We start from the raw sequence: 12,338 nt of genomic DNA on the forward strand, positions 1-12,338 counted from the left end.
CTACCTCTTTCCTAATCTTTTCTTCTTCCTTGACTGTTTCTCCAGATATTTTCGATTTTCTGTCTCAAAGTCCAGTCCTTTCTTTGCGCAACGCTCCTCTAAATCATGAATGCGGTTCTGTTCCTGTATACGATCAGCTTCTTCGCGTTCCCGTCTGGCAATTTCTTCCGGTTCTATCCATTCTTCTCCTTTGGATAAGGCAATCTGCTTCTGGCGTTCACGCAAATCCTCGTTAATCTGCGGTAGTTTCTTTTCAATATCAACAAACGGCAAAAGTACGATATAAATAATGGATGCCACAATATCAAACATATAAAATGCGAAAGTCATAAACTGAAGTACATCGCTGTTCGGTGTAATGCCCTGAACATCCACAAATCCCAGTTTTAAAATACCGGACTCATATCCTCCTGCGAACGGAGCCGTCAATATCGTTTGGACCGCAAGGACAATGGCAGGTCCAAGCAAGCCTTCCAGACGATAACCGGAATCATGTTCCACGCTGTCATAGGCATAACATACAAGTGTTGCAAACACATAAGCATTTGGAAGCATACCTGTCTGGCGCAGGAAGCCAGCCGCAATTGCAACCGGAATATTGGATGGGTTCAGTAGACCAACAACACTTCCTATCAGAACACAGATGTATCCTACAATGGATACGTTTTTTATCCCAAACTTCTTTGCCAATGGATAAATAGCAAAGGCTCCTATCCCCAGCGGAATACCGGTTGCGACCTGATAGAGTGTAAACATGATCGGGTTATCCGCGCCTCCCAATAAGAACTTGATATAGAAGTACTGGACATTACCACCCTTAAAATTATCAACAATACTTCCTACCGTTACAATGATGGTCAACAAAACATAATATTTGTTGGTAAACAGAGCCTTCATCTGTTCTTTTAACGGAATCTTATTCTCATCTCCGTATTCCTGTGTGACATCCTCTGTGATTCGCTCACGGGTGTAGAAGTACTCCAGCAAAAGCAATGGTATGGCAATCACGGATAAGATGATCATCAGTAGCGGGTAACCGCTAATGTCATTTTCCAGCCACATCGGGAGAACGACCATAGAAACCATCATTCCAATTAAAATTCCGGAAATCAATGTCCAGCATAACTGACGGACAAATTTCAAGCGCATCTTCTCCGATGGATTTCGCGATGTCAACGAAACGATCGTATCTTTAAAGACAAAGAAATAACTGGAACCCACGGTATGATAACAGATCAGTAAAAAGAAAAAGTAATACCAGTAAGCTTCTCCCAGATCATTCGGTCCTGCAAACTGAAAAATCAGAGCACCAATAATAATCGAACAAAAACCAAAAATCAGATACCAGGGACGCAGTCTTCCCTGTTTCGAATGTGTATGCTGAACCAGCCATCCGTTTAAGAGCCCCATACCGACTGCAAGGATCTTTGCCACAGTCATAACAACTTCATAACGACTACCCATAATACGAATCATATTCACATTTGCCGTACCATACATAGCACCTGTCTGCTGTGTGAAGAATTTTTCTACCAGTGCTGCAATCGTGTTAACAATTAAGATCAACCCCAGTGGTCCTATCAAATGTCCAAAGGCAATCTCTTTTGTCGATACTGCTCTTGTACGTGCCTTTGAATCCATAAAAGGCTTTTCAAACAATCCATGATCTAATAACCTAACTTCTTTTTTCATGTGTAACCCCCTACAAAATACTTCCATTGCTTTCTATTATTTTCTTGTATTCCCACGCAGAATCCTTAACAATTCTTTTTTGCGTCGGATAATCTACATAGACCAGACCAAACCGTGGATCATAGCCTTCCGCCCATTCAAAGTTATCCATAACAGACCAATGACAATATCCCAAAATCGGAATCCCTTCACTGGCTGCACGCTTTAACTGTCCAAGATAACGATAGATAAAATCACATCTCTGCGGATCATGGACGGCACCATCGATACTTACAACATCGTGTTCAGCAACACCATTTTCTGTGATCATGATAGGCAGATGATATCGTTCGTACACGAAACGTACATTCCAGTACATAACGCGTTCATCAATGACCCAACCGAGGGAATTGCGCGGTGTTCCGGGCTTTGCTTCCTGTCTTTCTGCACCCCATTCTGCATAATTATAGGATGTATAGATATTTAATCCGACGAAATCCAATTCCTGATAGATGGCTTCCATATCTTTCTGATGTGATGCATAAATACCATAGGCACGCACCGGCTTTCCGGCAAGGATCGGATCCATCCACCATTTATTCCCCATCAGACCATTTCCTTTATCCATACTAAGTTCGCGCGCTCTTTGTATGTCGCTAGGACACTCTGTGTCGGGAACATACGCACCAGTTGAAAGTGCGATCCCGATCTTGACCGGCTGCTTTGCATACGCTCTGACCGTTTTGACCCCCTCGGCATGTGCCAACATACAATTGCGTGTCAGTCGCGACAACGCCAGATAGCGATGTTTGAAAGGCGCATGTTCTCCCTGCATATAACCATTCATGATAAAACAGCCCGGTTCATTCATGACGATCCACCACTTTACCCGATCTGAAAGCGCCTCCACTGCCACCCTGGTATAATCCTGAAACGCCGGAATGATTTTGGACGATAACCAGCCTCCTTTTTTCAGCATCCATACCGGCATATCCCAGTGAAAAATTGTAACCAAGGGTTCGATTCCTGCTGCAAGCAGTTCATCCACCAAATCCGAATAAAATTGAATTCCCTTTGGATTTACCTTTCCCTCTTCCGGTATCACACGAGACCAACTGATAGAAAACCGGTATGCCTTAAGCCCCATCTTCTTCATCAGAGCCACGTCTTCTTTCCAATGATGATAATGATCGCAGCTTTCATGACAGTTTTCCCCATGTTTGATCTGCTTTGGCTTGGCAATATCCCAAATACTCGGCGTTCTCCCATCTTCCTGCCAGCCTCCCTCTATCTGCGCTGCTGCAGATGATGCTCCCCATAAAAACCCTTCTGAAAAGCCCTCTTTTCCCATATACATTCACCCTTTCCGGGATCCCCTTTTCCCTTCTTTTTCTATCAGTATAAGAAATCTCCACGCCTCTGTATTGTAATATCGTACATTCTATTGTATATTTGAATCAGGAGGTTTTTACTATGATAGATGATTATTCCAACTTTTGCGAAATGTTTTTTGCTGCCCACTATCTGCCCATTGCCTTGTACAAAGGTCATCAATATGTGTGTTCTGCCGGATTTTATGACAATACGGATCCTTATCCTTTCGTCACGCCAAAACTATGTGATGCTTCCTCACCATCCGTCTATGTATCCTCAGACACCGGGTACTATGGCTATGTCGTCTGCAAAGACAAACAGCATTTTTTCATCTTAGGGCCTGCCTATAGCACGCCTCCTGACAGATCTTTCATCCGTTCCTATATGACCAAGAATGGTCTGCCAATAGCAAGATATGACGAGATTGCATCCTTTTTAACCGCTATTCCCTTGTATACATATAATCAATTTCTGGAACTTTTACTTTTTTTGCATTTTATTCTCAATGGGGAAAAACTAGATTTAAACGAAGCCTTTCGTCTGACCGATACGAAATATCAGTTAGAGATCGGAAAACAACAGGCAGAACGTGCCTACACAGCAAGAGAAGAACAAGCACAGCATGGCACCTACCTCTTTGAGCAACAGATGCTGTCCCTGGTCCGTCAGGGCGATGTAATCGGTCTGGAGAATTTTTTACTAAGAACCGCCAAAACATTGAATGTCAAAGAAGGAAAACTGGCGGAAACTCCCTTGCGACAGGCTAAGAATTTATTGATCGGACTGGTTGTCAGTGTTGGTAAAGACGCTGCCATTCCAGGCGGCATGGACATTGAAGAGACCTATCAGTTGATTGATACCTATACACAGGAATGTGAAAAACTGCAAAGTGAAGATGCGGTCAAAAATCTCCAATACAATATGACCATGGATTTTGCCAACCGTGTAGCCATGCAGAAATCCCCCCGGACGATCTCTGCTGATACCAAGCAGTGCCTGCAATATATCACAACACATATCAACCAGCCCATTGGTGTTTCTGATGTTGTAGCGCATTCTTCCCATAGTCGTTCCTCCCTGCTCCGCCATTTCAAGGAGGAAACCGGTATGTCTGTAAACGACTACATAACCCTGCGGCGCATGAAAGAAGCTGCCTCTCTCCTGCGATATACAGACAAATCGCTTGGTGAGATCAGCAGCTATCTTTGCTTCTCCAGTCAGAGTTATTTTCAAAATGTGTTCAAAAAACACTACGGCATCACACCTCTGCAATACCGAAATCAACGAGCCTAAGCCTCGATACCTTCCATTTCAGCGTTGATGGTGTCCTCGCTGGCAGCCATAGCCTCCAGAGTCATGGATGTTTCTGATGCCCTTGCTGTTGACACTCTTTTCAATATCGTCATCGTATTCTTTGATCGCATCTTCCGTCAATGGCTCGATCAAAAGATCCTTTGCAAGCGATTTTGCTTTATGCTTTGCCTCATAAAAATAGCCGATCACGCTAAAGACAAGGGCACCGACAAAATTGACTATAAGGTCTTTCATGGTGTCAATGATTCCGATATCCAGATAACCGCCATCCACTACATAGGTATCTCCATTTTTTGTTTCTATGATCGTCTTTGTAATATCATAGATCCGCACCGGGGTCTGGGTTTTGCTTTCGTCCAAAGTCACGGAACCAATATTTGAGACAATGAAATCTTTTTGCATATCCAAGAGAAATACCTGATCAAAGGTAAATTCGACGAACTCCCAGATAACACCCACCGTCATAGAAAAGCAAAAGGCGACGATTGCCAGATAAAAGGGTGACAACTGCATGGATTTGCTACCGCGGTTTAAGATGTTGAAAAGAGAAAAGCCGATCGCCGCACACAGGAAACCGTTGATGGTATGTAACATGGTGTCCCATCCCGGAATCGCCGTGTAATATTTGTTGACTTCTCCCAAGATTTCTGCCGCGTAGATGAATACATAAATGATCATCTGAAATACCGGCGGAATCTCCACCTTCAAAAGCTGCTCAAAAAGGGATGGCAGGAGAAACAGGATAAGAGAAAGAATACATATCGCCAGACTCTCGTAATTCCGTGTAAAAATGCAGCGTACTGCTGTCAAAATGACCAGAGTTCTGAGTATGGAATATGTAATAAACTGCTTTTTGTTCAAGGCAATTCTCGCTTTTAAACGCTTGATATATTTTCTCATGTGCCTGCTCCTTTTATTTTGCAATGATTCTTATATTTTAACATATCCCTTTTCAAAAAGTCTATGAATATGAACCGTCGTTTTTACTGAGAAATTACTGCCTTTTCCGAAAAGCACACTTCCAATATCCACTTTTTTGTCTTGAATGTCCACTTTTTCTTCATTCAAAAGTCCACTTATATGAAGATTTCTATTATCAGAAACAGTATCGTGGGTGTGTATTTTGGGAGCAGCACCGTTTGCGGCTCTCGGATTTGTGAAATACAACGGAATGACAGCGGAGAAATTTATATGGGCGTGGATTAAGTCTGAATTTCTTATGCCCAAGAAGTTGGTAGTTCACTCTACAAACACCTATAACTGACAGTGCCACATCGTTTTGTGCATTACCAAGGATTTAGATAAGTACGTCCTCTTGGTAAATTATCTTCTTCATCTTCTAAACTTTGCTGTATGTGATTATAAACATTATGAATACTTTCAACAAAATTTCTTACCCAATCAGGGTTTGTCTTAGAATAATCTCTCAAACTCCAACCGATGCTATATAATTCTGCAGCCTGCTTGTACGTTACAAAACGCTTACGAATATTACCAATGCCTTATACCTTATCCTTTATTTGGTTCGCTTTGTTCTATTAGCCAATTTCTTATTTTTTTCATTTTTGGCTAATAGAATTATTTATCCAACAACCAATCCGCAATATCAATAACCTTTATTCCCTCATACTGGTATTCATCATGCCTGGTTCTGGCTATCACATACTTAGGGTATGCATCCTTAATCTGCAAAAGTGGAACTACCTCTCTTTCAAAGGTCTTTTCTTCACTGATATTATCAGATACCTGAATATAGATTTTCTCACTCCGCTTTACTGCGACAAAATCTATTTCCTTCTTAATATAATATACCCACATAAACCTCATATCCTCTACGCAAAAGCTCAACAGCCACGATATTCTCCAATATGCGTCCATAATCCATATTTTTTGTTCCAAGCTTTGCATAACGGAAAGTATGGTCACTCAAATAGTATTTGTTGTTGCTCGATAAATACTTTTTCCCCTTAATATCATATCTCCTAACCTTGTAGAACGCGAATGCATTGCACAGGTATTGCATATAATTACCAACTGTCGTATGGTGTATCTTCTCCTGCATGCTTCCGAGAGTATTGGTAATGTTACGCGCAGAAGAAAGATTAGACACATTGTCCATAAGAAAATCCACAATTCTATCCATCAGCTGCGTATTTCTTATCTTGTATTTTTTGCGTATATCACGCACTATCAGTGTATCAAACACATCAGCTATATAATCGTACTTTGCTTCCTGATCTTTATAAAGATAGGAACCTTATAAAATTTTTTCTTTAATTGATTCATATAATTCTTCACTGCTCTCTTCTCAAATGTTCAAGTCCAAACTGCTCTACTAGTGCTTCGATCTGTAGGCGAATGTATTCCTCGCACCAACGCAACTGTCCATCATGATTCTCTTCCCGTCAAAATAAATTTCAGAAAATCTGCTTTTCCTCTTCCCCTGTATTCAAAATACAATGGTTTCACTCCTTCTGCCATAAACGATACACTTTTGCTCTCTTTCCATTCGCCAGAAGCTTCTAACGGAATTTCTGCAATGATCTTTCCCGGTTCTGTCATCACACAAAATATACCGGAAGCTCCCCGCGTCACAACCTTTACATTTGTTTTTCCACTAAAAGCAAAGTATTTATATCCGACCAGTGTTTTATTTTCCAGATCCTTGACAAAGCGCGTATTCCCCTCGTGATTGACGTTAGGTGAATATTTTCCTTTTTGCACATTACTTAAATGTGGCATTTTTCCGTTGGTCAAGTTACAGCAAATTGCTGCCGGATATTTTCCTTCTGTCACAAGCGGTTCTCCGTTTAAACCACAACTTGTCATCTCCACCTGTTTAATGGTACCATCCGGCAAGATTTTTATTTCTTCTGCACATCCCTGTCTGGAAAAAGCGGTATTATGTGTCAGTCGATGATAAAAAATATAATATTTTCCATTGATGTACTCAATGCTTCCGTGATTGGTTCCCGTAGCAGCAAGGCGATCCTTCGCACTTCTGCCATGATAACCAATATCACCATTCGATACAATGACACCCCGGTATTTATATCCATGATCCGGATATTTACTGGTTGCATAGCATAGTTCATGGTTGACATGAGAAGAATAGATAAAATAATACAAATCTCCAAATTTACGTAAGGAAGCTGCTTCAAAAAAGCTATGTTTCCGCAGTTCACTGCCCTTTTTCGCATTGTTGAGTGCAGGCAGAATTCTTACCGGCTCACTTTTTACTGTAAGCATGTCACCACACAATTCCACAAAATTTGCTCCTAAAATGCTCTGCGGTTCTTCCTGCCTGATTTCTTCCACTGTTTTGTTAAAAACCTTGCTCATGATGCCCGGCATGATTTTCCTCATCACTGGTGCATGCGTATCCATTCCAAGTCCCCATCCATATGTAAGGTAAATATGCCCGTTATCATTTATAACCGCTGGGTCAAAGGGAATAAACCGTTGCATAGGTCTTCCGTCCGGATAGCAGACATCTCCATAATATTCATATTTACCGGCGGGTGTATCACACACTGCCACAGAAATCGGTCCATCAAATCCATGGTCTCCCCGACCTGATAAATCATAGTACAGATAATAGCGTCCGTCATTTCCCTGCACGACATCCGGCGCATACATATCCTGCCGTTCCTCACAGTAATGTCTGCATTGCTTGGCTTGATAAATTATTCCCTCACAACGCCAATCTGTTAAGTCATCAACTGGTGCAGACCACGCTTCATAATCGAGAAGACAAAAACAGTCCCCGCCCTCCTTATCATGGCTGCCATAAATATAAACTCTATTACCAAACACATGTGGTTCTCCGTCCGGAATGTAAGTGTCTAACGGGAGATATGGATTAAATACCTGCTTCTTCATTTTGCCTCCTTACTTTCTTCTTACTCAAATTGTGCATAATCTGTTTCGGATACCTGACTCATTTCCTCATCATCCCATAAATTAATGACTCCGATACCCATTTTTTCTGAAGTTCCAATAACCTTGTTACCATGCTCTGATATGCTTCACTCTCATACTTTGTTCCCGTATAAAATACGACCGGACAGTTCCACGTCTCCTTTGGATTATTCCTTAATTCACTCTATATCATATCGAACAGGTTTATTCCTAACACATTTTAGTTTATCTATAAACCATCACTTCTTGCTGGCGTATGGAATAACGCAACTTTCCACCTCCCCCAATCACATCACATCCATCCTTACCGTCTTATCCATCCCATCCGCTGTCTTGATATGTATAGTAACTTCTCCTGGCTCATATAAAGATCTTATCACAATCTGACATCTGCCCTGATAGGTCTTCTGCGCATTATCCGTAAAAGAGCGATTAGAGTAGGGCTTCGCTGTACCTATGCCTTGAATCACTGCAGGACCTTCTATTGAAACCGTCAACTCTTTTTCATCTGCGGGGCACCATATTCCTGCTTCGTCTATGGACTCCAGAATAATGTAATTCAAATCCTGTCCATTTGCTTTCATGTTTTTTTTCTCAGCTTTCACACTTAATTCTGAGATACCGTGGCCAGAAGAAAGCACCGTCCTAGCTAATTCCTTCCCCAGAAGATCATAGGATATTGCAGTGAGCGTCCCCTTATCATATTTGCAGACAAAATCAGTGCGATAGCCCTTAACTCTCTTCTTTCCAAGTGTCTTTCCATTTAATTCAAGCTTTACATAGCTTCCATTACTGTAGACTTCAACATGAGCCTTCTCGCCTTCATACCCGGGCCAGTTCCAGCTAGGTATGGCATCCGTAAATCTCCATGCTTTCTTTAAGACTTTCTGTGAACTCATATTAACCGGTCGAACGCCAATATATATATCTTCCAGTCCCCAAACCACCTTTTGAAATCCATTTTGTGCATCTGCATTTCCTAGGATATCAATTGCTCCACTTCCGGCTAAAAGTGGCATCTCTTTACTCGATTCATACTGCCATGCGCCAATTCCTGCTTCTCCGATATAATCCATAGCGGTCCAGCAAAAGTCGCCAATTAAGACATTTGAACTCATCACTCTTGACCAATTATAAGCCAAATCACCAATATATGTTTCCGTACCAAGCAATATTCGTTCTGGATGATTTTTAAGTTCCATATCATATCTGCATTGCCCATAATTTAATCCCAATACATCAAAGGAACCTGCTATCCCATCCACAACAACTCCCGCCTTTTTTGTCTTGGTCTGGGTTGACATTAGAGATCCCAATTTCTGTGCAAGAGCATTAAAGAAAGCGGAACCCGATTTCTTTTCTTCAACATAATCTAATTCTGGTAATGGTTCAGCTACATATTCGGCTTCATCTCTATATATTCCCATTCCCTGTTTTGCCCAGACAGTGAGCATAATATTTATTCCACAGGTTACTGGTCTTGAACTATCCAGCTTCCTTACAAATTCTGTCATTTCTGAAGCCAGCTTAATTCCTTCTTCCGTACCAACTTCACTAACCTCATTGCCTATAGAATATATAATGACAGAAGGATGGTTATAATCTCTCTCTACCATTGTCGATAAATCACTTTTATACTCATCCCAAAATACTCTGCTATAGTCATGATGATTCTTTGGCATATACCACCCATCAAACGCTTCATCTAGTACATACATTCCAAGCTCATCGCAAGCATCTAGTAAGCTTTCAGAACAAGGATTGTGTGACGAACGAATTGCGTTATATCCAGCTTCCTTTAGTATCCGAACCTTACGATATTCTGCATCTTTGAATGCACAGGCTCCTATCACACCATTATCATGATGGATACATCCACCTCTTAACTTTTCAACCTGTCCGTTGATTGTTAACCCCTTCTCTGAACTCCACTTCAGCTCACGAATTCCAAACTTCTTCTCTACATATTCAGACTCAGTGCTAATCTGACAGGTATATAAATACGGTGTTTTTGAACTCCACAAATTAGCATTTTCAATCACAAGGTCACCGAGTGGTCCTTCAGCTACAATCTTACCATCCGCATCTATTATTATTACATTTGCATTCTTCATGTTACATGAAACATGAATAGTAGGGGGATTGATACAAACTGTATTGATTCGAACATCATCAATATGTGTTCTATCTCTCCTAATCAGTGTTACCATTCTATAGATTCCGCTGCCGGAATACCATCTGGTATTGGGAACGAGTGTATTATCAACAATGACTTCCAAAACATTTTGCCCATCAACACTTGCATCCGTTATGTCCACATCAAATGGAGTGTATCCATACAAATGATTTCCTACATTTTGCCCGTTTAATAGAAGCTTAGTTCGACCGTATACCCCATTAAAATGTATTATTATCTGCTCATCCGAACTTCTGCTATCAAGCGAAAATTCCTTCTTATAGACATATTTCCCGCCCGGAAAAAATCCTGTCTTATCACCATTTCTATTTGAAAAACTTCTTTGTTCATGAATCATTGCATCATGTGGCAAATTAACATGACAACTAGACCCATCCTCTTTCATCAAAAGCCAATCTCTATTGAAATCTAATTCCATTTTTTTCTCTCTACTATTCTCTGTTTTGTCCAATCTCTTTTTTGATTTGATCCATTTTGTCGTCCAGTTTATAAACACTGATAAGAACAAACAGTATTACTCCCACGATAATAGGTGCATAAATGGTTAATCCCTTGATTCCTGCCATTGCCAAAGTGCTCTGTGTGTCTGCACCACTAACAAATCCTGTTGCTCCCATGATAAGTCCAGCCACACCACTTGCCACTCCGGCTGAAATTTTTTGGCCTGCACTGCTCACCGCTGAATAAGCACTTTCAACCCGGTATTTCATTTTCCATTCGCCATAGTCCATGCAATCCATAAGCAATAATCCAATAAAATAAACCATAGGAAGTGTTCCAAATGAACATACAAGGGAAGTTATTGCATAAAGTACAAGATTTAATGGTGCTAACGCTCTCACAATACATGCAATTAAATTACATAACAATCCCATCTTAAGAACCTTAGTTTTTCCCCACTTTTCAAGCATTTTAGGAATAAACAAAAGAAAAATTGGGGTTATTAATGCAGTCGCACTGATGATTGATAATAATGTAAGATTACCGACGTTATATGTAAAGTAATAGCCTGTTACAATTGTTCCCAAATTTGAATTAAAATAATAAAAGAATACTAATCCAAGACAGATCAATACATATTTATTGCCAATAATATGCTTGATCATATCCAATACAGAAACCTTTGTTTTTTTAGCAGTATCATTTGTTTCATTTGTAAATGGAATTTCTTTTACAAAAACAAATCTGAGTGCAGCTAAAATGATAGAAGGAATACCCATTGCCAAAGCCAAAACAGTCCATCCCTGCTTTTTAGCACATAACGTGGTAATAATTATAGGCATTGCAATTGCAAGTATTGTGCTTCCATAGGTTACAATTGCTCCACCTATTGCAAGAGTAGATGACTTATCCTTCTCATTTGGCATAGCCCTAAGCATATAAACCTGTTCAGAACAGTTAAAAAATGTTAATGCTACAGAATTGATAAGCGTATAACATACAAAAACGTATGTGAGTTTTGCTGTTGTACTAAAGAAACTTGGTACAGCAAAAATTAGAATAATAAATACCCACGCGACAGAAGCAAATAATGAATATGGACGTCCCTTTCCCCATTTCGAATTTGTTTTTTCGATAATGTATCCTGCAATTAAATCTGTAAAACCATCAAATATTTTTGATGCCATCAGGATTCCTCCAACAGATGCCGATGATAAAAGCACACTCTGCGTCAGATAATATGTCAGATATCCCGCCATTATTCCCCACAATCCATTCGATGTTAGAGATGGCAAATTCCATACCACTTTTTGAAACATTGTTATTTTTTTCTCGCTCATTTTGACCTCCTACAGTATACGAACATCTTTATTTTATTCTATATATATCAGATCTAATATTTTTAATATTGCACAATCGT

At 40.4% G+C, this 12,338-nt stretch carries 11 protein-coding genes and 1 pseudogene; 2 read left to right on the forward strand and 10 right to left on the reverse strand.

From position 1 onward, the window contains the following. Together DW183_RS02075 and DW183_RS02080 are read right to left on the reverse strand one after the other, a co-directional pair. Positions 1-1,692 (reverse strand): MFS transporter, encoded by a 1,692-nt coding sequence (locus DW183_RS02075; protein ID WP_158572997.1) that lies wholly within the window; start codon positions 1,690-1,692, stop codon positions 1-3. 10 nt (positions 1,693-1,702) lie between these two features. Continuing rightward, on the reverse strand, positions 1,703-3,022 hold the full coding sequence (locus tag DW183_RS02080; RefSeq protein ID WP_118280698.1) for a glycoside hydrolase family 1 protein: 1,320 nt from the start codon (positions 3,020-3,022) through the stop codon (positions 1,703-1,705). A gap of 122 nt (positions 3,023-3,144) precedes the next feature. Between DW183_RS02080 and DW183_RS02085 the strand changes: the two genes are divergently transcribed. Next, positions 3,145-4,338, forward strand: coding sequence for a helix-turn-helix domain-containing protein (locus DW183_RS02085; protein WP_118280417.1), 1,194 nt, complete (start codon positions 3,145-3,147; stop codon positions 4,336-4,338). 18 nt (positions 4,339-4,356) lie between these two features. Here the strand turns inward: DW183_RS02085 and DW183_RS02090 are convergent, their stop codons facing one another. Both DW183_RS02090 and DW183_RS02095 read right to left on the reverse strand, forming a co-directional pair. Further along, the gene (locus DW183_RS02090) at positions 4,357-5,259 is read right to left on the reverse strand and encodes a hypothetical protein (RefSeq protein ID WP_118280418.1); all 903 of its coding nucleotides are present in this window, start codon (positions 5,257-5,259) and stop codon (positions 4,357-4,359) included. A gap of 30 nt (positions 5,260-5,289) precedes the next feature. Next, a complete protein-coding gene (locus DW183_RS02095; protein ID WP_243069491.1) occupies positions 5,290-5,427 on the reverse strand; it encodes a hypothetical protein in 138 nt (45 codons plus the stop codon). A gap of 31 nt (positions 5,428-5,458) precedes the next feature. Here DW183_RS02095 and DW183_RS02100 point away from each other — a divergent pair. After that, positions 5,459-5,617: pseudogene (locus tag DW183_RS02100) on the forward strand (PrgI family protein); the annotation flags it as partial. Between the two features lie 28 nt (positions 5,618-5,645). On the opposite strand, the gene DW183_RS12830 reads toward DW183_RS02100, so the two are convergent. The 6 genes from DW183_RS12830 to DW183_RS02125 form a co-directional block, all read right to left on the reverse strand. After that, the gene (locus tag DW183_RS12830; RefSeq protein ID WP_118280419.1) at positions 5,646-5,858 is read right to left on the reverse strand and encodes a DNA alkylation repair protein; all 213 of its coding nucleotides are present in this window, start codon (positions 5,856-5,858) and stop codon (positions 5,646-5,648) included. Positions 5,859-5,937: 79 nt separating this feature from the next. After that, positions 5,938-6,177: a hypothetical protein gene (locus DW183_RS12610; RefSeq protein WP_243069493.1), complete on the reverse strand. Its 240-nt coding sequence runs from the start codon at positions 6,175-6,177 to the stop codon at positions 5,938-5,940. Then, positions 6,158-6,502 carry a DUF4143 domain-containing protein gene (locus DW183_RS12835; RefSeq protein WP_243069494.1) on the reverse strand — a complete coding sequence of 115 codons (345 nt, stop codon included), beginning with the start codon at positions 6,500-6,502 and terminating at the stop codon, positions 6,158-6,160. The genes DW183_RS12610 and DW183_RS12835 overlap by 20 nt, the downstream gene beginning before the upstream one ends. A 245-nt stretch (positions 6,503-6,747) precedes the next feature. Further along, positions 6,748-8,241, reverse strand: a complete 1,494-nt coding sequence (locus DW183_RS02115; protein WP_118280420.1) for a family 43 glycosylhydrolase — start codon at positions 8,239-8,241, stop codon at positions 6,748-6,750. Between the two features lie 326 nt (positions 8,242-8,567). Continuing rightward, positions 8,568-10,895 carry a glycoside hydrolase family 2 TIM barrel-domain containing protein gene (locus tag DW183_RS02120; protein WP_118280421.1) on the reverse strand — a complete coding sequence of 776 codons (2,328 nt, stop codon included), beginning with the start codon at positions 10,893-10,895 and terminating at the stop codon, positions 8,568-8,570. 13 nt (positions 10,896-10,908) lie between these two features. After that, positions 10,909-12,258: an MFS transporter gene (locus DW183_RS02125; RefSeq protein ID WP_118280422.1), complete on the reverse strand. Its 1,350-nt coding sequence runs from the start codon at positions 12,256-12,258 to the stop codon at positions 10,909-10,911. Positions 12,259-12,338 lie beyond the last annotated feature (80 nt).

Source organism: Roseburia sp. AM16-25, assembly GCF_003473825.1.
GTDB lineage: Bacteria > Bacillota > Clostridia > Lachnospirales > Lachnospiraceae > Pararoseburia > Pararoseburia lenta.

Excerpts from the sequence above, each read along its gene's own strand:
- DW183_RS02075 (WP_158572997.1), bottom strand. The coding sequence starts at position 1,692 with ATGAAAAAAGAAGTTAGGTTATTAGATCATGGATTGTTTGAAAAGCCT.
- DW183_RS02080 (WP_118280698.1), bottom strand. The coding sequence starts at position 3,022 with ATGGGAAAAGAGGGCTTTTCAGAAGGGTTTTTATGGGGAGCATCATCT.
- DW183_RS02085 (WP_118280417.1), top strand. The coding sequence starts at position 3,145 with ATGATAGATGATTATTCCAACTTTTGCGAAATGTTTTTTGCTGCCCAC.
- DW183_RS02090 (WP_118280418.1), bottom strand. The coding sequence starts at position 5,259 with ATGAGAAAATATATCAAGCGTTTAAAAGCGAGAATTGCCTTGAACAAA.
- DW183_RS12610 (WP_243069493.1), bottom strand. The coding sequence starts at position 6,177 with ATGTGGGTATATTATATTAAGAAGGAAATAGATTTTGTCGCAGTAAAG.
- DW183_RS12835 (WP_243069494.1), bottom strand. The coding sequence starts at position 6,502 with ATGGATAGAATTGTGGATTTTCTTATGGACAATGTGTCTAATCTTTCT.
- DW183_RS02115 (WP_118280420.1), bottom strand. The coding sequence starts at position 8,241 with ATGAAGAAGCAGGTATTTAATCCATATCTCCCGTTAGACACTTACATT.
- DW183_RS02120 (WP_118280421.1), bottom strand. The coding sequence starts at position 10,895 with ATGGAATTAGATTTCAATAGAGATTGGCTTTTGATGAAAGAGGATGGG.
- DW183_RS02125 (WP_118280422.1), bottom strand. The coding sequence starts at position 12,258 with ATGAGCGAGAAAAAAATAACAATGTTTCAAAAAGTGGTATGGAATTTG.